18 protein-coding genes are annotated in these 22694 nt (G+C 67.3%); 7 read left to right on the top strand and 11 right to left on the bottom strand.

Annotated elements, in window-relative coordinates; all coding sequences use genetic code 11:
• Positions 1-55: 55 nt before the first annotated feature.
• From ACT53T_RS19600 to ACT53T_RS19580, 5 genes are all read left to right on the top strand, one after another.
• Positions 56-436: a DUF983 domain-containing protein gene (locus ACT53T_RS19600; RefSeq protein ID WP_476162515.1), complete on the top strand. Its 381-nt coding sequence runs from the start codon at positions 56-58 to the stop codon at positions 434-436.
• Positions 426-1154 (top strand): SURF1 family protein, encoded by a 729-nt coding sequence (locus ACT53T_RS19595; RefSeq protein WP_476162514.1) that lies wholly within the window; start codon positions 426-428, stop codon positions 1152-1154. The genes ACT53T_RS19600 and ACT53T_RS19595 overlap by 11 nt, the downstream gene beginning before the upstream one ends.
• Positions 1155-1248: 94 nt before the next feature.
• Positions 1249-2661 carry a threonine synthase gene (gene thrC, locus ACT53T_RS19590; protein WP_476162513.1) on the top strand — a complete coding sequence of 471 codons (1413 nt, stop codon included), beginning with the start codon at positions 1249-1251 and terminating at the stop codon, positions 2659-2661.
• A gap of 10 nt (positions 2662-2671) precedes the next feature.
• On the top strand, positions 2672-3271 hold the full coding sequence (locus tag ACT53T_RS19585) for a GNAT family N-acetyltransferase (protein WP_018266726.1): 600 nt from the start codon (positions 2672-2674) through the stop codon (positions 3269-3271).
• A 151-nt stretch (positions 3272-3422) separates the two neighbouring features.
• Entirely contained in the window at positions 3423-4202 is a 780-nt protein-coding gene (locus ACT53T_RS19580) for a WecB/TagA/CpsF family glycosyltransferase (protein WP_400769770.1), read from the top strand.
• Between the two features lie 349 nt (positions 4203-4551).
• On the opposite strand, the gene hisG is transcribed toward ACT53T_RS19580, so the two are convergent.
• The 5 genes from hisG to rpsO form a co-directional block, all read right to left on the bottom strand.
• A complete protein-coding gene (gene hisG, locus ACT53T_RS19575) occupies positions 4552-5526 on the bottom strand; it encodes an ATP phosphoribosyltransferase (protein WP_476162512.1) in 975 nt (324 codons plus the stop codon).
• A complete protein-coding gene (locus ACT53T_RS19570; protein ID WP_476162511.1) occupies positions 5523-6662 on the bottom strand; it encodes an ATP phosphoribosyltransferase regulatory subunit in 1140 nt (379 codons plus the stop codon). The genes hisG and ACT53T_RS19570 overlap by 4 nt, the downstream gene beginning before the upstream one ends.
• Before the next feature lie 93 nt (positions 6663-6755).
• On the bottom strand, positions 6756-7325 hold the full coding sequence (locus ACT53T_RS19565; protein WP_476162510.1) for a hypothetical protein: 570 nt from the start codon (positions 7323-7325) through the stop codon (positions 6756-6758).
• A gap of 199 nt (positions 7326-7524) precedes the next feature.
• On the bottom strand, positions 7525-9672 hold the full coding sequence (gene pnp, locus ACT53T_RS19560) for a polyribonucleotide nucleotidyltransferase (RefSeq protein ID WP_400769766.1): 2148 nt from the start codon (positions 9670-9672) through the stop codon (positions 7525-7527).
• A gap of 359 nt (positions 9673-10031) precedes the next feature.
• On the bottom strand, positions 10032-10301 hold the full coding sequence (gene rpsO / locus ACT53T_RS19555) for a 30S ribosomal protein S15 (protein ID WP_018266720.1): 270 nt from the start codon (positions 10299-10301) through the stop codon (positions 10032-10034).
• Between the two features lie 355 nt (positions 10302-10656).
• On the opposite strand from rpsO, the gene ACT53T_RS19550 reads away from it, so the two are divergent.
• Positions 10657-11574, top strand: coding sequence for an AEC family transporter (locus ACT53T_RS19550; RefSeq protein ID WP_476162509.1), 918 nt, complete (start codon positions 10657-10659; stop codon positions 11572-11574).
• 27 nt (positions 11575-11601) lie between these two features.
• On the opposite strand, the gene ACT53T_RS19545 is transcribed toward ACT53T_RS19550, so the two are convergent.
• Together ACT53T_RS19545 and ACT53T_RS19540 are read right to left on the bottom strand one after the other, a co-directional pair.
• Positions 11602-13290 (bottom strand): hypothetical protein, encoded by a 1689-nt coding sequence (locus tag ACT53T_RS19545; protein ID WP_476162508.1) that lies wholly within the window; start codon positions 13288-13290, stop codon positions 11602-11604.
• A gap of 221 nt (positions 13291-13511) precedes the next feature.
• Complete coding sequence (locus tag ACT53T_RS19540; protein ID WP_476162507.1) at positions 13512-15281, bottom strand: symporter-like protein; 1770 nt, start codon at positions 15279-15281, stop codon at positions 13512-13514.
• 120 nt (positions 15282-15401) lie between these two features.
• Here ACT53T_RS19540 and glpE point away from each other — a divergent pair, with 120 nt between their 5' ends.
• The gene (glpE, locus tag ACT53T_RS19535; RefSeq protein WP_018266717.1) at positions 15402-16199 is read left to right on the top strand and encodes a thiosulfate sulfurtransferase GlpE; all 798 of its coding nucleotides are present in this window, start codon (positions 15402-15404) and stop codon (positions 16197-16199) included.
• A gap of 3 nt (positions 16200-16202) precedes the next feature.
• On the opposite strand, the gene cobT is transcribed toward glpE, so the two are convergent.
• The 4 genes from cobT to ACT53T_RS19515 all read right to left on the bottom strand — a co-directional run bounded on the left by cobT (position 16203) and on the right by ACT53T_RS19515 (position 22508).
• Entirely contained in the window at positions 16203-17216 is a 1014-nt protein-coding gene (cobT, locus tag ACT53T_RS19530) for a nicotinate-nucleotide--dimethylbenzimidazole phosphoribosyltransferase (RefSeq protein WP_476162506.1), read from the bottom strand.
• 177 nt (positions 17217-17393) lie between these two features.
• The gene (locus ACT53T_RS19525) at positions 17394-20108 is read right to left on the bottom strand and encodes a valine--tRNA ligase (RefSeq protein ID WP_476162821.1); all 2715 of its coding nucleotides are present in this window, start codon (positions 20106-20108) and stop codon (positions 17394-17396) included.
• A 196-nt stretch (positions 20109-20304) separates the two neighbouring features.
• Positions 20305-21588, bottom strand: coding sequence for a phosphopyruvate hydratase (eno, locus tag ACT53T_RS19520; protein ID WP_400769761.1), 1284 nt, complete (start codon positions 21586-21588; stop codon positions 20305-20307).
• Between the two features lie 113 nt (positions 21589-21701).
• Entirely contained in the window at positions 21702-22508 is an 807-nt protein-coding gene (locus tag ACT53T_RS19515) for a creatininase family protein (protein ID WP_400769760.1), read from the bottom strand.
• Positions 22509-22694: the final 186 nt, after the last annotated feature.

Below are 22694 nucleotides of genomic sequence, written 5' to 3'. Positions count from 1 at the left end.
CGGCGCTTCTTTCGTTTCGTCGATCTCTCGCCCTCGCAAAAGGGATAGGAACATCATGGCCGCGGACGAACGCTCCACCGTCAATCCTTATGTCGCCGGCCTGCTCGGCCGCTGCCCGCGTTGCGGCAAAGGACATTTGTTCCGCGGCTTTCTCACGCTCGCGCCGAGCTGCGAGGTCTGCGGGCTCGATCTCGCTTTCGCCGATTCGGGCGATGGGCCGGCCGTCTTCGTGATGACCATCGCCGGCTTCATCGTCGTCGGCGCCGCGCTCTATGTCGAGGTCGCCTATGCGCCGCCCTATTGGGTGCATGCGCTCATCTTTCTGCCGCTCACCGTCATCGTCTGCGCCGGCCTGCTGCGGCCGACCAAGAGCCTCTTGATCGCGCTGCAATATTTCAACAAGGCGGAGGAGGGGCATCGCGCCGATGAAGGCTGAAGCGCGCGCTCTTATCGGGCCGGCGATCTTTTCGCTCGTCATGGCGGCGCTGCTGGCCGGGCTCGGCGTCTGGCAGCTGCGGCGCCTCGCCTGGAAAGAGGCGCTGATCGAGCGCGTCGAGACGCGCGCGGCGGCCGCGCCCGTCGCGCCGCCGCCGCGCGCGCAATGGGAGGCGCTCGCGCCGCAGGACTATGATTTCACCCATGTCCGAGCGTCCGGCCATTTCGATCTTGCGCGCGAGGCGCTGATCTTCTCGCCGCCGCCCTCCGGCGCCGGGGTGGAGCCGGGCTATCGGGTGATCGCGCCTCTGCTGCTCGACGGCGGCGGCGCGATATTGGTCGATCGCGGCTTTCTGCTGCTGTCGCAGCGCGGCGACGAGACCCGCAAGCGCGAGCCCGCCGGTCCGGTCGCGATCATCGGCCTGCTGCGCGGACCGCAGGCGCGCAATCTCTTCACGCCGGCCGATTCGCCGCAGGAGGGCCTGTTCTACACCGCCGACGCGCGGGCTCTGGCCGCCTATCTCAAAATCGCCGACGCCGCGCCCTTTCTGCTCGAGCTCGATCCGGCGACGCCGACGCCCGGCCTGCCGCGCGTCTACGACCACAATATCGAGCTTTCCAATAATCACCTTTCCTACGCCATCACCTGGTTCTCGCTTTCGGCCGCGGTCGCGGGAGGCTTCGCCTTCTACGCATTCGGCCGGCTGAGACGGCGCTGAGTCGGCCGCGCATTCTCCAGCGGAGGCGATTCTCGCGACGATTTCGGCGCCTTCGGACTTTGCCGGCGCCGGCTTCGCGGGTAGAAGAGACGCCGTGCGCTACATTTCCACACGCGGCGAAGCTCCAGAGCTCGCCTTCGAAGACGTTCTCCTCGCCGGCCTCGCCTCCGACGGCGGGCTCTATGCGCCCGTCTCCTATCCGGGACTCGCGCGCGGCGATATCGCTTCTCTCGCCGGCCTCCCCTATGCCGAGGCCAGCGCGCGCATCATCGCGCCTTTCCTCGGCGAGGCCTTCGACGGCGCCGAGCTGCGCGCGCTGACGCAGGGCGCCTATTCGAGCTTCCGTCACAGCGCCATCGCGCCGCTGACGCAGATCGCCGACAATCTCTTCGTCCTCGAGCTGTTCCATGGCCCGACGCTGGCGTTCAAGGACGTCGCCATGCAATTGCTCGGGCGCATGATGGACGCCGTCCTCGCCCGTCGTGGCTTGCGCGCGACCATCGTCGGCGCCACCTCGGGCGACACGGGCGCGGCGGCGATCGAGGCCTTCGCCGGGCTCGATCGCGTCGATGTCTTCATCCTCTATCCGCATGAGCGCGTCTCGGACGTGCAGCGGCGGCAGATGACGACGGTCGAGGCCGCCAACATCCACACCATTGCGCTGCGCGGCTCCTTCGACGATGCGCAATCGATTCTGAAATCGCTGTTCCGCGACGCGCGTTTCCGCGAGAGCGTCGGCCTCGCCGGCGTCAATTCCATCAATTGGGCGCGCGTCGTCGCGCAGACGGCCTATTATTTCACGAGCGCCGTCGCGCTCGGCGCGCCGCATCGCGAGGTGAGCTTTTCGGTTCCCACCGGCAATTTCGGCGATGTGCTGGCGGGCTATGTGGCCGGGCGCATGGGCCTGCCGATCGGCAAGCTGGTCATCGGCACGAATTCCAACGATATTCTCGCGCGCACGCTGGCGAGCGGACGCTATGAGCTGCGTGGCGTGACCCCGACGCAATCGCCGTCGATGGATATTCAGATCTCGTCCAATTTCGAGCGTCTGCTGTTCGACGTCTATGGCCGCGACGCCGCGCAGATTCGCGGGCTGATGGGCGCGCTGGATCAATCCAAGGGCTTTACCGTCGCCCCCGCGCCGCTCGCAGCGATCCGCGCCGAATTCGAGGCGAGCGCGGCCTATGAGGCCGACACGACGGAAGAGATCGCCCGCACCTATCGCGAGACCGGCTATATTCTCGATCCGCACGCCGCCACCGGCGTTCATGCGGCGAGAAAACGCCTCGCGATCGATCCTGCGACGCCGATCGTTTCGCTCGCCACCGCCCATCCGGCGAAATTCCCGGACGCTGTGGAGCGCGCCATCGGCAAGCGCCCGCCGCTGCCCGAGCATCTCGCGCATATTCTGGACGCGCGCGAGCGCTTCACCGTGCTCGACAATGATTCGGGCAAGGTCGCGGCCTTTATTTCCGAGCGCGCCCGCGCAGCGCGCGCCGCGGTCTGAGAGGGCTTCCATGGCGCTCTTCGGCCTCGTTCCCGCCTATCGCGATCTGCCGCTGCGCGGCGAGGGCGTCTATCTGCGTGGCTCAGAGATGCGGGACTTCGTCGCCTGGGCGTCGCTCAGGGAGCGCAGCCGCGCCTTTCTGACGCCCTGGGAGCCGACCTGGCCGTCCGACGATCTCACGCGCGGGAGCTTTCGCTATCGCGTGCGCCGTCACGCCGAGGAGATGGCGCGCGACGAGGCCTATTCCTTCTTCGTTTTCCGCGAGGCGGACGACGTGCTCGTCGGCGGCTTGACGCTCGGCCATGTGCGTCGCGGCGTGTCCCAGGCGGCGACGCTCGGCTATTGGATGGGCGAGCCCTATGCCGGCAAGGGCTATATGTCCCGCGCCGTGCGCGCCGCGCTGGATTACGCCTTCAGCCGCCAGCGCCTGCATCGCGTCGAGGCCGCCTGCCTGCCCTCCAACGCCGCCTCCATCCGGCTGCTGGAGCGCAATGGCTTCCATCAGGAGGGCTTCGCGCGGGCCTATCTCAACATCAACGGCCAATGGCGCGACCATCTCCTCTTCGCGCGGCTCGATAGCGACCCTTCGCCGGCGCGCCGAACGCTGTGAGCGGACGGGGATGGCGGGTTCGCCCGTCGTCCCGTTTCGAATCCGCACAGAACAGCCCCGATTCTCTCTGGCACGCATCTCTCAACCTACCCTTCGACATTGCCGACCACGTTTCGAAACGGGACGGCAGGCGAAAAAGGGTAGCGTATTCATGGCGTTCCAGCGTAAACCGGCGTTCCGGGACATCGAGGAGATCACCGTTGGCGGCGCGCGCGTCGCGCGGCTCGATCTTGCGGCGACCGCGCGGCTGATGATCGAGGCGGCTCTCCGCCCCGCGCGGGAGAATGGGCCGCTCTATCTCACCTCCGTCAATGGCGAGGTGCTGGCGCGTCGCCGCGCCAGCCGCGAATTCGCCGAGCTCGTCGACGAGGCCGATCTCATCAGCGCCGACGGCCAACCGCTCGTCTTCGCCTCGCGCCTGCTGGGCGCGCGGGCGCTGCCGGAGCGCGTCGCCACCACGGATCTCTATCCGCTGGTCGCCGAAATGGCCGCGCGCGAGGGCGTCACCTTCTACCTCTATGGCGGGACGGAGGAGGTCAATCGCGCGACCTATGAGGTCACCAAGCGCCGCTTCCCCGGCCTGCGCATCGTCGGCCGCTCGCATGGCTATCTCGCCGGCGAGGAGCTGGAGCGCAAGATCGACGAGATCGACGAGCTGGCGCCGGATATCGTCTGGCTCGCGCTGGGCGTGCCGCGCGAGCAGGAATTCGTGCGAAAATGGAGCGATCGCCTTCGAAACGTCAAAGTGATCAAGACATCTGGAGGCCTGTTCGATTTTGTGGCCGGCGCCAAGAAGCGCGCGCCTATGTGGATGCAGAAGGCCGGCCTCGAATGGGCCTTCCGCCTTCGTCTCGAGCCGCGCCGGCTGTTCTTGCGTTACGTGACGACCAATCCGATCGCGTTGCTGCTGCTATTGCGCCACACGCATTGACCGTCCTCGCACATCCGCCGGCGCGTCGAAGCCGGCGGGCGTCCGAAGCCGCAGTGTAACGAGTTCGGCTTTGGGTCCCCGGCGCGCCGCGCCACTCCGCCAGCGCCGGGGACGACGCCGATCATCGGCGAATTCTCAAAATGGGAAAAGTTCGGCCGCCTGCGCCATTCAAGCCGAAGGCGGGCGCGAAGGCCCCCTCCCTCACCCTCCCCCGCTGCGCGGGAGAGGGGGCGGCCAGCGTTGGGCGAAATTTCGATGAAGCGCCGCATCTGCTCCCTCTCCCGCGCAGCGGGGGAGGGCTGGGGAGGGGGCTCGTCCGGCTATCGGCGCTTTTCGCGCCGCAACCCGATCAGATCCGCCCTTGCAGCCGGCTCCACAGCGCATTTTCCGCGCTGAACACATAGTCCAGCCGGGCGCTCGTCACCGTGCGCGCGCCTTTGGCGATCAGCCAGTCGGCGAATTGCGGCGCGCCATCCGCCGGGGCGGAGAAGGCGAAAAAGCCGCCGTCGCCGCGCTCGCGCAGCTCAACGGAAAATTTCTCCGCCGCTTCGGCGAGGAGGGCGTCGTTCAGCGTCACACGGGCGCGAATCTCGCGCGTCGTGCGGGCTTGCTCCTCGGCCGCTATGCGCGAGAGGATGATGCGCGCCGCCTCCCGCGCCCGCGGCGTCCAGGGCGCGGTCAGCGAGGCGACGAGATTGGCCTGCGAGCGCAGGATCACGCCATCGTCCAAAGTCTTCAGCGCATTGGCGACGAGCGTCGCGCCGGTGGTGGTGATGTCCACGATGAGATCGGCGGAGCCCGCCGCCGGCGCGCCTTCCGTGGCGCCGGAACTCTCGACGATGCGATAATCGCCGATGGCGTGCTTGGCGAAGAAGCGCCGCGTCGTATGGATATATTTGGTGGCGACGCGCAGCCCGCGGCCATGGCGGGCGCGAAAGCCGGCCGAGACATCGGCGAGATCGGCCATGGTCCGCACGTCGATCCAGGCCTGCGGAACGGCGACCACCACATTGGCCTTGCCGAAGCCGAGCGGCGCCAGAATCTCCACCTTGCTCGCCGCGTCGGCAATCGTCTCGCGCACGAGGTCTTCGCCAGTCACGCCGAGATGGACGTCGCCGCTGGCGAGCCGCGAGGTGATCTCGGAGGCGGAGAGAAAGGCGGCCTCCGCATCCTCCACTCCGGCGAGCTGGCCGCGATAGTCGCGCGCCCCGCGCCCCTGCGTCACCTCTATGCCCGCACGGGCGAAAAAGGCGTTGGCGTTCTCCTGCAGCCGGCCCTTGGAGGGAACGGCGACGATGAGTCTGTCGGTCGTCGTTGCGGTCATGCCGCGTTTCCTTTGCGCGCCGTCAGCCGATCGACCCATATGGCCGCGCCGACAGCGGGAATGTCCTGTTTCGCGCCCAGCGTCTTCAGCAGGCGGTCGTAGCGCCCGCCGCCGATGAGCGCCGGGCCGGCGGGCTCGCGCCGCGCCTCGAAGACGAAGCCCGAGTAATAGTCGAGCCTCCGCGCGAAGCTCGCGGAGAAGCGCACGCGATCGAGATCGACGCCGCGCGCCGCGAGAAAGCCCGAGCGCGTGTCGAGCGAGTCGAGCGCCGCGGTCAGGTCGAGCGCGGCCTCCTTCGCCAGCGCGCGCAGCGCGGCCGCGGCCTCGTCGATCTGGCCCTGAATGGCGAAGAAAGCGTCGACCAGCGCATGCTTCTCGGCGCTCACGCCGGCGCCGCCGGCGAGAGCGGCCTGATCCAGAAAGCGCTCGGCGATCTCCCCGGCGCTGCGGCCGCCGACCGGCGAAATGCCGGCGATGGACAGAAGATCCTCGACGAGCGCGCGCGCCTCCTTGGCGTCCACCTTCTCGAGCGCGGCGAGCACGCCGGCGTGCTCCTTGCCATTGGCGGGCGGAGCGAAAATCTGCGACAGCGACTCGCCGCGGGCGTGTCCCGTCTCGAGACGCCGGCGCCAGGCGGGCGGCAGATCGAGCCGATCCAGAAAGGTGGAGACGAGGCCGGCGTCGCCGGTCTCCACATGCAGCGCCCCGCCATCGGCCGCGGAGGCGGCCTCGAGAGCGGCGGCGAGAATCTCGGCGTCGGCGGCCTCGCGATCGTCGCGGCCGAAGCTCTCGAGCCCGGCCTGCAACAGCTCGCCGCTGCCCGTCTCGCCCTCGGCGGGAAAGCGGAACACAGTGCCGCCGTAGGCGAAGGAGGCGGGCGCCCCGGCCGTCGCCGAGGCGAGATAGGCGAGGCAGACGGGGATCGTATATTCCGGCCGCAGGCAGACGTCGTCGCCGGCGGCGTCGCTGGTGAGGTACAGGCGGCCGCGGAAATCCTCGCCCGAGCGGTCGAGGAATACGCCGGCCGGCTGCAATATCTTCGGCTCGCAGCGGGCAAAGCCCGCGCGCTGGAACGACGCCAATATCGCGCCGAGAGCGTCGCCGCTCGATAAATCGGTTTTCGCCGCCTCGTTCACGCCTCTATCCCTCTCTTGCGGCCCTTCCTTAGCAAGCGCGGATGACATTCGCATCCGCTTTCGGGAGGGAGGGTGAACAGGACGAGGCTTCGGTCAGCGCTCGCACTCTTTGGGCGGATTATCGTCCGACCAATCGGCGAGCGAAATCGTCTGCGCCTTGATCTCGATCTTCTTGCCGTTGCGCGTTCCCTTGCCGGAGAGGAAATTGAGATCGCAGCTCTTGCCGGCGCTGGGGTCGATCGTGTCGCGGGTCGCATAGGTGAAGCCGGCGACGATGAGCGCGCCATTGCGGCGGATGACCGTCAAAGTCTCGCTCCAGCGGTCGCGGCCGATCGAATCATTCTCGGATTTGATCAGCAGCGAGCCCTTGTCGCTCACCGCCAGCGAAGGCCGCTGTCCCGCCATGCCGCCGTTCCAGGCGGCGTTCTTCTTCACGAAGCTGGGCTTGGCCCCGGCGCGCAGAGCGTCCTGATCGAGCCCGAGATAGACATAGAGATCGGCGCCATTGTCGAGATTGTCGACGAGCACGGCGAGATCACGGCCGCCGCCGTCGGAGAGATAGATCGGCGTCGCGGAGAGGATGCGCTCCAGCGGCGCTGTTTCGGCGACGGCGGGGGAGGCGGCGAGGAGAAGAACCGCGCATGCGGCGAAGCGACGAAACATGCGGGAGCTCCTGTCCGCAACGATATTATTTCGAGGCTGAAATTCGAGGGGAGCCCCCTCCCCGGCCCTCCCCCGCTTCGCGGGAGAGGGGGTAGGGTCCGCGCTTCACGGAGATTTCGCGTAACGCCGGCCGCCTCCCTCTCCCGCGAAAGCGGGGGAGGGTAAGGGAGGGGCGCTCCCGTTTCTATCCGATGAGCCGTCACTCGCCGGCGTTGGCGGCGGCTTCGGCCTTTTCCTTGGCCTCGAGGTCCTCGCCGGTCTGCTGATCGACGACGCGCATGGAGAGGCGCACCTTGCCGCGATCGTCGAAGCCGAGCAGCTTCACCTTCACCTTGTCGCCTTCCTTCACCACGTCGGTGGTCTTGTTCACGCGCTGCTTGGAGAGCTGCGAGATGTGAACGAGGCCGTCCTTGGCGCCGAAGAAATTGACGAAGGCGCCGAAGTCGGCGGTCTTCACCACTGTTCCCTCATAGATCTGGCCGACCTCGGGGTCCGAGGCGATCGACTTGATCCAATTGATCGCCGCCTTGATGGAGTTGCCGTCCGAGGAGGCGACCTTCACCGTGCCGTCGTCCTCGATATTGATCTTGGCGCCGGTCTTCTCGACGATCTCGCGAATGACCTTGCCGCCGGTGCCGATCACCTCGCGGATCTTGTCGGTGGCGATCTTCAGCGTCTCGATGCGCGGCGCGAACTCGCCGAGCTCGGCGCGCGAGGTGGTGAGCGCCTTGGCCATCTCGCCGAGAATATGCAGACGGCCCTCACGCGCCTGGCCCAGCGCCACGCGCATGATCTCTTCCGTGATGCCGGCGATCTTGATGTCCATCTGCAGCGAGGTGACGCCGTCCGACGTGCCCGCCACCTTGAAGTCCATGTCGCCGAGATGATCCTCGTCGCCGAGAATGTCGGAGAGAACGGCGAAACGCGAACCCTCGAGGATGAGGCCCATGGCGATGCCGGCGGTCGGCTTCTTCAGCGGCACGCCCGCGTCCATCAGCGCCAGCGAGGAGCCGCAGACCGTGGCCATGGAGGAGGAGCCGTTGGACTCGGTGATCTCCGAGACGACGCGCAGCGTGTAGGGGAATTCGGCGGCGGCCGGCAGCATCGGGCGAATGGCGCGCCAGGCGAGCTTGCCATGGCCGATCTCGCGGCGGCCGGGCGAGCCCATGCGGCCCGTCTCGCCGACGGAATAGGGGGGGAAGTTGTAGTGGAGCAGGAAGCGCTCCTTATACGTCCCCTCGAGCGAGTCGACGAATTGCTCATCCTCGCCGGTGCCGAGCGTCGCGACGACCAGCGCCTGCGTCTCGCCGCGGGTGAACAGAGCGGAGCCGTGCGCGCGCGGCAGCACGCCCACTTCGGCGACGATCGGGCGCACGGTCTTCACGTCGCGGCCGTCGATGCGAATGCCGTCGTCCAGAATGTTCCAGCGCACGACCTTGGCCTGCAGATCGTGGAAGGCCTCGGCGACATGCTCCTTGGAGAATTTCGCCTCGCCGCCTTCCGGCAGCAGGCCGGCGAAGACCTTGGCTTTCACCGCGTCCACGGCGGCGTAACGGTCCTGCTTCACAGTGATCTTATAAGCGGCGCGCAGCTCGGCTTCCGCGATCGCCGCGACGGCGGCGTTGACCTCGGACTTGTCGGCGACATTGAGGTCGCGCGGGTCCTTGGCGGCGCGCTCGGCGAGACGGATGATGGCGTCGATGACGGGCTGGAAGCCGCGATGGCCGGTCATCACCGCCTCGAGCATCAAATCCTCGGAGAGCTCCTGCGCCTCCGATTCCACCATCAGCACGGCGTCCGACGTGCCGGCGACGACGAGATCGAGCGCCGAGAGCTTCATCTCCTCGATCGTCGGATTGAGCTTGAGCTGGCCGTTGATATAGCCGACGCGGGCGCCGCCGATCGGCCCCATGAAGGGAATGCCGGAGAGCGTCAGCGCCGCCGAGGCGGCGACCATGGCGAGAACATCCGGGTCATTCTCGAGATCATGGCTCAGCACGGTCACGATGACCTGCGTGTCGTTGCGATAGCCGTCGGGGAAGAGCGGGCGGATCGGCCGGTCGATGAGGCGGGAGACCAGCGTCTCGCGCTCGCTGGGGCGGCCTTCGCGCTTGAAATAGCCGCCCGGAATGCGGCCGGCGGCGAAGGCCTTCTCCTGATAGTTGACGGTCAGCGGGAAGAAGTCCTGGCCGGGCTTGGGCGCCTTGGCGGAGACGACGGTCGCGAGCACGGTGGTCTCGCCCCAGCTGGCGAAAACGGCGCCGTCCGCCTGGCGGGCGATCTTGCCGGTCTCGAGGATCAGCTTGCGGCCCGCCCAGTCGAGCTCTTCGCGATGGATTTGGAACATGTCTTTTCGTCTTTCTCTCATGACGCGCCATGATGCGCGTCGGCTTGGCGCGGCGTCATGGGCAAGACGGCGAGAGGCTGTGGGGCGGGGATTTTCAAAGACGCGAAGCCGCGAACGCTTCGAAAGATCCTCGCCTCAGCGTCCGGCGATCCTGCCATGACGATCTGCCGAGGGCCGGCGGCGCGGCCCCATGCCGCCCGCCGAACATTGGAAGGGCCGCCCTTTCGCGCATCCCTTCCGGCAATGAAGCGGCCGAATCGTTCGGCCGAACCGTTTTTTCATACGCGAAATCGCGGCGGACCGCGATCTCGCTTTCTCTGACGCTCTTTCGAGGGCCGTCCCGCGGGACGGCCGGAAGCTCAGCGACGAATGCCGAGACGCTCGATGATGGAGCGATAGCGCGGCTCGTCTCTCGACTTCACATAGTCGAGCAGCTGGCGACGCTGCGACACGAGCTTCAAGAGACCGCGACGCGAATGATTGTCCTTCACATGGGTCTTGAAATGCCCGGTCAGATTGGTGATGCGCTCGGTGAGGATCGCAACCTGCACTTCCGGCGAGCCGGTGTCGTCCGGCTTGGTCGCATATTCCTTGATGAGCGCCTGCTTGCGCTCCGCAGTGATCGACATCGGTGAGGTCCTTTTCTCGTCTGGTGTGGGTCCGCAGGCCGCGGCCGGGGCCGGGATGTCGTCCAGCGAGGGTCGCCGCGAGCGGAGCCGCCCGGAAAACCGGGCGCGCGACGGGCTTATAGCAGAAACGGGCGGGAAGGATAGAGAGCCCTCTCGCCGGGCTCCGGCGGCGGCGATGCGCCGCGGCCGACCGGAAACGTGGAGAAAATTCTCCTCCGGGCGGAGCGCGGTCTTCCGCTACGGCGGCGCGCGACAGACTTTATATCCATTTGATCGGCGCTGTAAATCATTGCTATGACTATGGCTTCGGAACTTTTGTCGCGCCGTTCCGCCGGGGTCAGGAGAGGTTTCTCGCATGTCGGCCGTGCTGACGGCGCTCGCGCCGATTTTCATCCTCATATTTCTGGGCTATGGGCTCCGCCATCGCCGCCTCCTGCCGGAGGAGTTCTGGCTTCCTTGCGAGCGGCTGAATTATTTCTGCCTGTTTCCGTCGCTGATGTTCGCGCAGATCGCGACCGCCGATCTCGCCGACCTTCCCTTGCGCGCGATAGCGGCCACCGTGCTGGGCGCGGCCGCCGCCGGCGGGGCGCTGATTTTCGCCGGCCGGCTGCTGCGGCCGCAGGCGGGGCCGACCTTCTCCTCCGTGCTGCAGGGGGCGGTGAGGCCCAACACTTATGTCGGCGTCGCCGCCGCCACCGCCGTCTTCGGCCGGCCGGGGCTGATGGCGACCTCCATCGCGATCGCCATCGCCATTCCGCTGTTCAACATTCTCTCCATTCTCATCCTCGCCTTCTATGGCGAGCAGAAGAGCGCCGATCCGCGCCGCCTCGCGCGCGCCATCGCCGGCAATCCGGTCGTGGTCTCCGTGCTCGCGGGGGCGATGGCGAATCTGTCTGGCCTGCCGCTGCCGGCCGTGGCGCTCGAGACTCTGCATGTGCTCGGCTCCGCCTCTCTGCCGCTCGGCCTGCTTTCGGTGGGCGCGGGGCTCGATCTCGCGGCGGCGCGCGTGTCGCTGGGGCCGGTGCTGCAATCGGCGGCCGTCAAGCTCGTCGCTCTGCCCTTCTTCGCCTATTGGATCGGCTCGGGTCTCGGCCTCGATCGCGTGACGCTGAGCGGAATGGTGCTGTTCAGCGCGCTGCCCTGCACGCCCTCCGCCTATATCATGGCGCGGCTGCTCGGCGGCGATCACCGCGTCGCGGCGGGCATCATCAGCGTGCAGACCCTCGTCGCCGGAGTCACCATGCCGATGGCGCTGGCGCTCTCCGGCGGCTGATCGTCTCTTCCGGCGTCACGGCTCGGCCTATGCCGCGCCGACCGGGCGTTCGAGCAGCGCGTCGCGGGCATAGTCGCGCTCGGAGATGAGCGCGGCCTTCTCGACGGCGAGGCGGTCGCGCTCGGCGGCGAGCTCCTCGCTATGCGCGAGAGCGGCTTCGAGCCGGGCGATGATCTCGTCGATCTCGCCGGACGCTCGATCGCGCTCGACGAGCAATGCGGCGCTTTCGGCCAGGACGCGATCACGATCGGCCGCAAAGGCGTGCTTGTCGGCGAGAGCGTTGTCGCGCTCCGCGCGCATCGCCTCCTTCTCATGCGCCTCCTTGCTCCATTCGGCGGCCATGACGGCGTTTTCGTTCATGATGCGATCGCGGTCCGCCGCAATGGCCTCGGCGTTCGCAATGGCCGCGTCGCGCTCGGCCCGCATCGCATCCTTCTCGTGCGCTTCCTTGTTCCGTTCGGCGGCTATGGCGGCGTTTTCGCTCATGATGCGATCACGGTCCGCCGCAATGGCCTCGGCGTTCGCAATGGCCGCGTCGCGCTCGGCCCGCATCGCTTCTTTCTCGTGAGTTTCCTTGTTCCATTCGGCGGCTATGGCGGCATTTTCGCCCATGATGCGATCGCGGTCCGCGACGGCGGCGTCGCGCTCCCTTTGCATCGCCTCTTTCTCATAGAGCGTGAGAGCGCGCTCGGCGACGGCCGCGGCCTTTTCCGCGATGGCGGCGTCGCGCTCGGCTCGGATCACTCTCGCCTCGATCGCCGCGCTCTCGCGCTCCACGAAAGCGGCGTCATTCTCCGTCGTGGCGGGCGCATGATCGTCGCTGGGCGTGAGCCTATCGTCGGCCGCGCCTTCGAGCCGCGCCCGCATCTCGTCTCGTTCCTCGAGCGCGGCATCGCGCGCGGCGGCAAAAGTGGCGTTGTCGGTCGCCAGCTGGTCGCGCTCCGCGGTGAGAGCCTGAATCTGCAGGATCAGATCATCGCGCTCCGCCGCCCGGAGGAAGAGCTGATCGATGATGGCGCGGCTGCCGTCCTCGCGATCGCGGAAGAGCAGCTGCGCGGTCTTCTCGGCGTAGAGAAGATAGACCTCGGGCAAGTAATGCGTGTCGCTCGGGCCGCCCCAGGGGACCTCGCGGCCGGTGATGAACAGCTTGCGCGGCAGCGAGACGAAAGAGATGCAGTCGAAGCTGCGCGCGAAATCATACATTTTCTCGAGCGCGATATTCGCCGTCTCCGCGGCGCCGGGCGCGAGGTCATAGGTGTAGGGGACGCCATTCACCTTGCAGGTGAAATAATGCTCGAGCAGCACGAGGCGCGAAAACTTCCTCGACAATATCTCGATCGATCGCGCGAAGGCGCGCTTCCACAGCGGAAAGAACCGCGCCCAATTGGTGTGAAAGGAAATGCGCTCGCCGCCTTTGAAGACCTTGTCGAAGACCTCCTCATTCATCGTCTCGGGCGTCAGGCCCTCGATAATATTGACGCCCTCGAGCGGATCGATGACGAATTGCGTTTCGCTGAGCGCGACGACGCCTGTGCGCAGATCGCGCGTTATGTCGAAGATCAGCAGCTCCGCGTCCATCTCCAGAAGATTCGGCAGATGCAGCTTCTTCGCGTCATTGACGAGATAGGTCAGGAATTGCGGCGGCAGGCAGGAGAAGCGCGAATCGATTTTCTCGATCGGATCGGCGACCAGCGAAATCGTCGGGCGGCGCCACAAATGTCCGCGCGATCGGAAAAGACCTTCATTCAGCCTCAGGCCGCTCTCGTAAGTCGAGCAGCCGCCCAATGTTATAAAGCTCTTGCGGCGATCGTCGACATGAGCCGCCTCGGCCGGGAGCTCAGAGCTTTCTCTTGCAACAACGCTGACATTTTTACCCGAATTGTGCTTTTTCGCCATCGCCATCTTCTTCTTATAACGATGTTACACAATGTTGCATTTCAGGCTCCTTTATCGAGATGTAGCACATTGCCGTCGCCGCGTAAAATCTCCTCTACGAAATTACGTGATTGCCGCGTCTCTCTCGAGAAGGCCTGCGCCGAAACGCCGCCGGCGAGCAGCCCGGCGATGGCGCCGCAGAGTCCGGCCCAGGCGAGCTGCTCTATGTCCGGCGGCGACGAATCGACGATCAACGTCACCGCCATTGTCGCGACGCCCGCCAATTGGCCGATCATCGCGTCGCGGTCTTGCGCGCGTGGAAGCAGCGCGAGGCCGATCAGCGGAACGAAGCCGGCCGCCGACAGCGCCAGCGCCATGCCGACCAGCGTGCGCGCGTCTATGGCGTTGGCCGCGCTCGTCGCCGAGCCGAGCGCGGTGACGCCGACGAGGGCCAGCCGCGTGATGGCGAGGCGACGGCTGGTCAGCGCCGATTCGGCGCGCAGACGATAGAGCGCGTCATGGCCGACCGCGGCGGCGCAGGCGTGCAGGCTGGCCGCCGCCAGCGCCAGGCCGACGGCGATGACGCCGGAGGCGACGAGGCCGCTGAGCGCGGCGCCGAGCTTGGCCAATTGCGGCAGCGCGCCGATGAGATATTCCGCGCGCACGGAAATATCCTCCGCCCGCAGCGGCGCGGCGGGCGCCAGCTTGCGGGCGAGGCAGGCGGCGCGCGCCTGCGCCGGCCCGTCCGCCTTGACGCCGCAAATCTGCAGCAGGCCGCGCGCGCTCGCCGAATAGATCGATTCGGGCAGCCGTTCCGGCGTTTGGCCGACGGCGACATTGGAGACGATCAGCGCGGAGGAGGCGACCGTCGCCGCCACCAGCGCCGCCGCCGTCAGCGTCCAGAACAGGGCCGCGATCCCGGCTCGTCGCGCCGCCGCGGCGTCCCGCGTCGCCACCGATGGGGCGAGGGCGGGCGCGAGAGTCGCGAGTCCGAGCGCCAGGCCGAGCGCGGTGGCGATCTCGAGCGCCGCCGGCGCTGGCCGCGCCAGCCGCCAATTCTGAATGATGCGGGTCGCCTCGTTCCAGGCGGTCTGATCGCCGATGAGTGGCAAGGGCGTCGGAAAGCCTTCCGTCATCAGGGCGATCTGCGGCAGGGCGAAGCCGGCGACCAGCACGCCCGCGGCGGCGCAGGCGCTCCACAGCACGCCGCCGACGCCGCCCGGCCCCGCGATCAGGAGAATCGCCGCGCCGATGAAGAAGGCCGCGAAAGGCCGGCCCGCGCCGGTGAAGCCGACCAGCGCGTCCACCGCCGTCTGATAGCCGGCGAGCGCCACGATCGCCGAGGTGAGCGCCGCGACGGCGATCATGCCGAGCCGCGGCTCCATGCGCGAGAAGCGCGCCGCGAGCAGATCGGACAGAGAAAAGGCGCCGGTCTTGCGCAGCATCGGCCCGGTGGCGGCGCCGATGAGCGCGACGCCGAGCAGCAGGCCGAGCGTCACGCCGAGCGGCGAGCCGGCGCCGGTGAGCCGCGCCGCGAAAGGCGCCGCGAGTCCGGTGACGAGCGCCGCCTGCGCAAATCCGACATAGGCGGCCGGCGCCGCCCGTCCCGCCGCGTAATAGAAGGACACGCGCATCGAATGCAGCAGAAAGCCGAGCGCGGCGAGGGCGACGACCGTGAAATAGGGCGACACCAGCGCCACCAGCCGCTCCGGCGCGCCGACGCGATCGAGCAGCGCGACGAGCCCATAAGCGGTGGCGAAAGTGACGATCGCCAGCGCGATGCGTCCGTCGAGCCGCGCCCGATCCTCGAAATTCTCCGCCGTGTCCCGCATGTGGCGCCTCCTCCCGCGAGCCTAGCCGACGAGGGCGCCGAAAACCAGCGCGCGCCGTCCCCGAGGCGCGGTTGGCCCCGACTTCGCATGTCGCGGGGCGATCGTAGGGAGAAATGCGGCATGCAGGCGAATTTTCGCAGGATCGACGTCACCGCGGCGCGTCAGATCATCGGGCGCGGGCGCGCGTTGGTGATCGATGTGCGCGACCCGGATTCTTTCGCGCGCGGCCATATAGACGGGGCCGAGCCGGCGAGCCGGGAGAACATCTCCTCCTTCGTCACATTGACGCCGAAAGACCGGCCGGTGATTTTCTGCTGCTATCATGGCAATTCCAGCCAGGCCTACGCCAAATATTTTGTCGAGCAGGGGTTTTCCGACGTCTACAGCCTCGACGGCGGCTATGAGGCCTGGGCGATCGCCGAGCGTTCCGCGCCCGCCGCCGCGGCGGCGCTGAGCCCGGCGCTGGAGGCTTTTCTGGCCGAGCACGGCTTTGCGCCCGGCGACGCCAATGGCCGCAACAAGGACAATGTGACGCCGCTGATGGTCGCCGCGCGCCTCGCCCCGCCGGCGCTGGTCGCCGAGCTGCTCCAGGCCGGGGCAGATATTCATGCGACCAATGTGGACGGCAATCAGGCGCTGTGGCTCGCCTGCGTCGGCGAGATAGAGGAGAATATCGCGCTGCTGATCCGCGCCGGAATCGACATTCAGCACATAAATGTGAACGCCTCGACGCCGCTGATGTTCGCCGCCTCCTCCGGCCGCGCCCGCGCGGTGGCGCAATTGATGGCGGCCGGCGCCGACCCGTCTTTCGAGACCGACCTCGGCCTCACCGCGCTGGACATGGCCTCCACCAAGGAATGCCTCGATCTGATGCGCGCCGAGGCCAAGCGCCGCAAGGCCGCGGCCGCCGCCTCGTGACGATCAGCCGTCCTTGCCGCTGACGCCGGCGCTGGCGAAAGTCGCCATGCCGCTGTGGCAGGCCAGCGCCGCCTTGACGAGGCCGATCGCCAGCGCCGCGCCGGAGCCCTCGCCGAGCCGCATGCCGAGATCGAGCAGCGGCTTTTTGCCGAGCCGCTCCAGCACATCCCTATGCGCGCCCTCCGCCGAGACATGGCCGGCGAGGCAATGGGCGATGGCGTCCGGGCTCATCGCATGCAGCAGCGCCGCGGCGGCGCAGGCGACATAGCCGTCGAGCAGCACGGGAACGCGGTTGCGCCGCGCCGCGAGCATCGCGCCCATCATGCCGGCGATCTCGCGCCCGCCGAGCCGGCGCAAAATCTCCAAAGGGTCGGACAAATGGCCGGCGTGAAAGGTCAGCGCCGCGTCGATGACGGCGTTCTTGCGCGCGAGCCCTTCATCGTCGAGGCCGGTTCCGCGCCCTGTCCAGCGCGCCGCCGGACCGCCATAGAGCGCGGCGTAGATCGCCGCCGCCGCGCTGGTGTTGCCAATGCCCATCTCGCCCGGCGCCAGCAGATCGATCCCGCCGTCCACCGCCTCCATGCCATAGACCAGAGTGCCGGCGGCCTCGCGCTCCTCCATGGCGGGCGCTTCCGTGAAGTCCCGCGTCGGATGCTCGAGCGCCAGCTCGAAGACCTTGAGGCCGATTCCATTGGCCTTGCAGATTTGATTGATCGCCGCGCCGCCGGCCGTGAAATTATCGAGCATTTGCCGCGTGACGGCGGCGGGGAAGGCGGAGACGCCCTTGGCCGTGACGCCGTGATTGCCCGCGAAAACGGCGACGAGCGGCCGCTCGATCTTTGGCTCCGCGCGGCCCTGCCATGCGGCCAGCCATTCGGCGATCTCCTCGAGCCGCCCGAGCGACCCCGGCGGCTTGGTGAGCTCGGCGTCGCGTCGCCGCACGGCGTTCAGGCTGTCGTGGCAGGGGGCGGGAAGGTCGGCGAGGAGATTGCGGATGTCGTCGAAGGGCGTGCTCATGCCGCGTGGCGTGCGGCATTGCGGGGGCGCGAGTCAAGCGGGGAGAGGGCGCCGCGCAGGACAATCAGATGAATGCCTAAAGGGGCGCGATCACCCTCCCCTTTAGGGGGAGGGTCGGCCGGCGACAGCCGGACGGGGTGGGGTTCGCGGGGCGCCGCCCACTCGGCGACGAGCCCGTCAGCCCAGGCGCTTGGCGGCAGCTGTCAGCTTTTCGATGCGCTCGCGCGTCTCCTCGAGGCGCTCGCGATTTTCCTCCACGACCTCTTCCGGCGCGCGGGCGACGAAATCGGCGTTGCCGAGCTTGGCCTCGATCTTCTTCGCCTCGCCTTCCAGCTTGGCGGTCTCCTTGGCGAGACGCACCTTCTCGGCCGCGAAATCGATGACGCCTTCCAGCGGTATGGCGGCGAGCACGCCGCGCACGATCAATTGCGCGCTGCTCTTGGGCGCGGCGTCGACGAAGCCGATCTGCGAGAGGCGCGCGAGCTTGCGCAGCGTCTCGTCCCAGCGCGTCACGCGCGACTGCACATCCGCGTCGGCGCCGACGAGGACGAGAGGCACTTCCGCGCCGGCGGGGAGATTCATCTCCGAGCGCACCGAGCGCACTTCGGAGACGAGATCGACGATCCAGCCGATCTCCGCCTCCGCTGCGGCGTCCTCGAGCCCTGCGAGATCGGGCCATTGCGCCAGCGCCAGCGGCGTTTCCCGTGCGGGACCTTCGAAACCTTTGACGCCCCACAGCTCCTCGGTGATGAAGGGCATGAAGGGATGCAGCAGCGCGTAGGTCTGATCGAGCAGGAACGCCGTGGTGGCGCGCGTCTCGTCCTTGGCGGCGCCGTCCTCGCCTTGCAGCAGGGGCTTGGCGAGCTCCAGATACCAATCGCAGAACTGGTTCCAGACGAAGCGATAGGCCGCATTGGCGGCGTCGTTGAAGCGATAGGCCTCGATCGCCGCGGCGATCTCGGCGGAGGCGCGCGCCGCCTCGCTGACGATCCAGCGATTGAGCGTGATCTGATTATTCTTCGGGTCGAAGCCGGCGACGCGCGCGCAGCCGTTGATCTCGGCGAAGCGCGAGGCGTTCCATAGCTTGGTCGCGAAATTGCGATAGCCGACGACGCGCTGCGTCGAGAGCTTTATGTCGCGCCCCTGCGCCGCCATGGCCGCGAGTGTGAAGCGCAGCGCATCGGCGCCATATTCATTGATGAGATGGAGCGGGTCGATGACATTGCCCTTCGACTTCGACATTTTCGCGCCCTTCTCGTCGCGGACGAGGGCGTGAATATAGACGTCGTGGAAGGGGACCTCCTTTTTGAAATAGAGGCCCATCATCATCATGCGGGCGACCCAGAAGAAGATGATGTCGAAGCCCGTCACCAGAACATTGGTGGGGTAATAGCGATCGAGCTCTTTCGTCTCGTCGGGCCAGCCCAGCGTCGAGAAGGGCCACAGCGCCGAAGAGAACCAAGTGTCGAGCACATCCTCGTCGCGCGTCAGCGCAACGTCGCGTCCGTGCTTCGCGCGCGCGGCGGCGAGAGCGGCCTCCTCGCTGTCCTCGACGAAGACATTGCCGTCCTCGTCATACCAGGCCGGTATGCGATGGCCCCACCACAGCTGGCGCGACACGCACCAGGGCTGGATGTTCTCGAGCCAATCGAAATAGGTCTTCTCCCAATTCTTCGGCACGAAATTGGTGCGGCCCTCGCGCACGGCGGCGAGCGCCGGCTGCGCCAGAGTCTTGGCGTCGACATACCATTGGTCGGTGAGGCGCGGCTCTAGCACGGCGCCGGAGCGGTCGCCATGCGGCACCATATGCTTATGGTCCGACACTTCGGCGAGCAGCTCATGCTCCTCCATCATCGCGACGACGCGCGCGCGGGCGGCGTTGCGGTCGAGGCCGTGCAGAGCGGCGACGGTCATGTCGAGCTCGGGAGAGGGCGCGACATGCTCGAAGAAGTCGACATTGTCCTTCAGCGTCACCGCGCCTTCGGCGTCGAGCACATTGATGAGCCGCAGACCGTGGCGGCGGCCGACCTCGAAATCGTTGAAGTCATGCGCGGGGGTGATCTTCACCGCGCCCGTGCCCTTCTCGGGATCGGAATATTCATCCGCCACTATGGGGATGAGGCGCCCGACCAGAGGCAGGCGCACATTCTTGCCGACGAGCTTCTTATAGCGCTCATCCTCGGGATGCACGGCCACCGCCGTGTCGCCGAGCATGGTCTCGGGCCGCGTCGTCGCCACGGTGATGAACTCGCCGGTCGGCTGGCCGTCGTGATAGACCACAGGATATTTGAAGTGCCACAAATGGCCCTTCACCTCGATCTGCTGCACCTCGAGATCGGAGATGGCGGTCAGCAGCTTCGGATCCCAATTGACGAGGCGCTTGTCCTTATAGATCAGCCCGTCGCGATAGAGCTGCACGAAGACTTTCACCACGGCGCGGGAAAGCCCTTCGTCCAGCGTGAAGCGCTCGCGCGACCAATCGCAGGAGGCGCCGAGCCGCTTCAGCTGCTCGACGATGACGCCGCCCGACTCCGCCTTCCAGGCCCACACCTCTTCCAAAAATTTGGCGCGGCCCAATTCGCGGCGATGCTGCTGGCGCTCCATGAGCTTGCGCTCGACCACCATTTGCGTCGCTATGCCGGCGTGATCCGTGCCCGGCTGCCACAGCACATCGTCGCCGCGCATGCGATGATAGCGCGCGAGAATATCCTGCAGCGTATTGTTGAGCGCATGGCCCATATGCAGCGAGCCGGTGACGTTCGGCGGCGGAATGACGATGGAAAAGGGCTTCGCGCCGGCGCGCTCCGGCCGGCCGGCGCGAAAGGCGCCCGCCGCCTCCCAGAGCTCGCGCATCCGCGCTTCGATGGTCGAGGGGTCGAAGGTCTTTTCCATGGGCATGGGGGAAGCTCGGAACTACCCCCTCTCCCCGTTCACGGGGAGAGGGTTGGGGTGAGGGGCCGGGGCGCGAGACGGAATGGCGCGAGGCGGAATGGTCGAAAGAGCGAGGGCCCGGAGCGGGAGCGGCATTGCCGCTCGAGACCCCGAGCCCCTCACCCTGACCCTCTCCCCGCGCGCGGGGAGAGGGAAATCAGGCCAGCGCCTTCAGCGCGCTGCGGCCGGCGTAGATCGCCGCCGGGCCCAGCTCCTCCTCGATGCGGATGAGCTGATTGTATTTCGCGACTCTGTCCGAACGCGCCAGCGAGCCGGTCTTGATCTGCCCGCTATTGGTGGCGACGGCGATGTCGGCGATGGTCGAATCTTCCGTCTCGCCGGAGCGATGCGAGATCACCGTCGTATAGGCGGCGCGATGCGCCATCTCGACGGCGGCGAGCGTCTCGGTCAGCGTGCCGATCTGATTGACCTTCACCAGCAGCGAATTGGCGACGTCCTCGTCTATGCCGCGCGCCAGACGCTCGACATTGGTGACGAACACATCGTCGCCGACGAGCTGAATCTTGTCGCCGAGCGTGTCGGTCAGGAGGCGCCAGCCCTCCCAATCATCCTCGGCCATGCCGTCCTCGATCGTGACGATCGGATAGGCCTCGGCGAGCTTGGCGAGATAGGCGACCTGCTCCTCTATGGTGCGCGTGACCTTCTCGCCTTCATAGACATATTTGCCGTTCTTGAAGAACTCGGTCGAGGCGACGTCGGCGCCGAGATAAATGTCCTCGCCCGGCACGAAGCCGGCGGTCACGATCGCCTCGACGATGACGTCCAGAGCCGCCTCGGCGGAGGGGAGGTTGGGGGCGAAGCCCCCTTCGTCGCCGACGGAGGTGGAGAGGCCGGCCTTCTTCAGCGCCGCCTTCAGCGTGTGGAACACTTCCGCGCCCCAGCGGATCGCCTCGCGCACCGTGGGCGCGCCCACCGGCAGGATCATGAATTCCTGAAAGTCGATCGGATTGTCGGCGTGGACGCCGCCATTGATGATGTTCATCATCGGCACCGGCAGCACGCGCGCCTGCACGCCGCCGATATAGCGGTAGAGCGGCAGGGAGGAGGCGTCGGCGGCGGCCTTGGCGACGGCCAGCGACACGCCCAGAATGGCGTTGGCGCCGAGGCGGGACTTGTTCGGCGTGTCGTCGAGCTCGATCAGCGCCTCGTCGACCGCCACCTGATCCTCGGCCTCGAAGCCGGTGAGCTCGCCCGCGATCTCGTCATTCACGCTCTGCACGGCGTCCAGCACGCCCTTGCCGAGATAGCGGGTCTTGTCGCCGTCGCGCTTCTCCACCGCCTCATGGGCGCCGGTGGAGGCGCCGGACGGCACGGCGGCGCGGCCGAAGGAGCCGTCCTCCAGCACGACCTCGACCTCGACCGTGGGATTGCCGCGCGAATCGAGTATCTCGCGAGCGTGAATATCGATGATTTCGGTCATATCGGGCCTCTCCGGCGTCTGGCTGCGCAGTTGCGCGCGTTGTAGACCGAACCGCGCCGGGACGAAAGCCTCCAAAACCGGCGAAAGGCCGGTTCCCTGTGGCGTTTCCGGCGCTATTTCGGCGGCGCGCCGGCCAAGCGCGCGAGATCGAAGGCCTCGACGTCGCGCAGCAGCTCGACGAAGGCGGTCGCCCAATAATCGGCCGCGGCCTCGCCCTTGGCGGCGCTGGCCGCCGCGGCGTCGCCGATCGCGCCTTCCTTGGAGAGGTCCTGCGTCTTCCAGCCGAAGCCGATCGGCCGGTCGGCGCGCAGCCAGGTGAAATCGCGCTCGAAATCGGCGCTGGCCGAGCGAAAATGCCGCGCCCGCGCCACATCGACGAAATCCGGCGCGAGCGCGAGCATCAGCGAGGTCTCGATCTCCCCGCCATGTATGCCGAGGCGGATTTCCTCCTCGCCGAACAGCCCGTCGGGATAGCCGAAGCGATGCCAGGAGCAGGAGACGGCGAGCAGCTCTCGCCGAATGCGCAGCTCCAGCGCCGCCTGGGAGATGAGCGCCGAGTTGCCCCCATGCGAATTGAGGAGTACGAGCTTGCGGCAGCCGGCGCGGGCGACGCCTTCGCCGATCTCGCAGAGAAGGCGCAGCGCCGTCTCATGCGAGAGGCTGAGCGTGCCGGGAAAATCGCCATGCTCGATGGAGACGCCGATCGCCTGCAAAGGCAGGAACAGCGCGTCGAGATCGTCCGGCAGGCGGTCGACGACGCGCTCGATCATGCCGCGCATGATCTCGGAGTCGACGCCGACCGGCAGATGCGGCCCATGCTGCTCGACGGCGGCGATGGGCAGCACGGCGATGACGCGCTCCATCTCGAGGTCGCGGAATTCGGTGGTGGCGAGGTCGATCCAGTAGCGGGACGGAAGCATGGCGGAGAGGGTAGTCCTTTCGGACGGGGATCGCCATAGGGCGCATCCTTCCACGGCGATAGGGTGGAGGAACGATCCGCGGCCCTCGTCCTGAGGAGCCCGCGAAGCGGGCGTCTCGAAGGACGTTTTTTGATTTCGGCGCGCGGTCCTTCGAGACGCCGCCTACGGCGGCTCCTCAGGACGAGG

Source organism: Methylosinus sp. DMC45, assembly GCF_056313885.1.
This window is presented reverse-complemented; position numbering and strand designations above follow the sequence as displayed.

Bases quoted from the DNA above. Each gene is read 5' to 3' on its own strand.
- ACT53T_RS19600 (WP_476162515.1), top strand. From the start codon at position 56: ATGGCCGCGGACGAACGCTCCACCGTCAATCCTTATGTCGCCGGCCTG.
- ACT53T_RS19595 (WP_476162514.1), top strand. From the start codon at position 426: ATGAAGGCTGAAGCGCGCGCTCTTATCGGGCCGGCGATCTTTTCGCTC.
- ACT53T_RS19585 (WP_018266726.1), top strand. From the start codon at position 2,672: ATGGCGCTCTTCGGCCTCGTTCCCGCCTATCGCGATCTGCCGCTGCGC.
- ACT53T_RS19580 (WP_400769770.1), top strand. From the start codon at position 3,423: ATGGCGTTCCAGCGTAAACCGGCGTTCCGGGACATCGAGGAGATCACC.
- hisG (WP_476162512.1), bottom strand. From the start codon at position 5,526: ATGACCGCAACGACGACCGACAGACTCATCGTCGCCGTTCCCTCCAAG.
- ACT53T_RS19565 (WP_476162510.1), bottom strand. From the start codon at position 7,325: ATGTTTCGTCGCTTCGCCGCATGCGCGGTTCTTCTCCTCGCCGCCTCC.
- pnp (WP_400769766.1), bottom strand. From the start codon at position 9,672: ATGTTCCAAATCCATCGCGAAGAGCTCGACTGGGCGGGCCGCAAGCTG.
- rpsO (WP_018266720.1), bottom strand. From the start codon at position 10,301: ATGTCGATCACTGCGGAGCGCAAGCAGGCGCTCATCAAGGAATATGCG.
- ACT53T_RS19550 (WP_476162509.1), top strand. From the start codon at position 10,657: ATGTCGGCCGTGCTGACGGCGCTCGCGCCGATTTTCATCCTCATATTT.
- ACT53T_RS19540 (WP_476162507.1), bottom strand. From the start codon at position 15,281: ATGCGGGACACGGCGGAGAATTTCGAGGATCGGGCGCGGCTCGACGGA.
- glpE (WP_018266717.1), top strand. From the start codon at position 15,402: ATGCAGGCGAATTTTCGCAGGATCGACGTCACCGCGGCGCGTCAGATC.
- cobT (WP_476162506.1), bottom strand. From the start codon at position 17,216: ATGAGCACGCCCTTCGACGACATCCGCAATCTCCTCGCCGACCTTCCC.
- ACT53T_RS19525 (WP_476162821.1), bottom strand. From the start codon at position 20,108: ATGGAAAAGACCTTCGACCCCTCGACCATCGAAGCGCGGATGCGCGAG.
- eno (WP_400769761.1), bottom strand. From the start codon at position 21,588: ATGACCGAAATCATCGATATTCACGCTCGCGAGATACTCGATTCGCGC.
- ACT53T_RS19515 (WP_400769760.1), bottom strand. From the start codon at position 22,508: ATGCTTCCGTCCCGCTACTGGATCGACCTCGCCACCACCGAATTCCGC.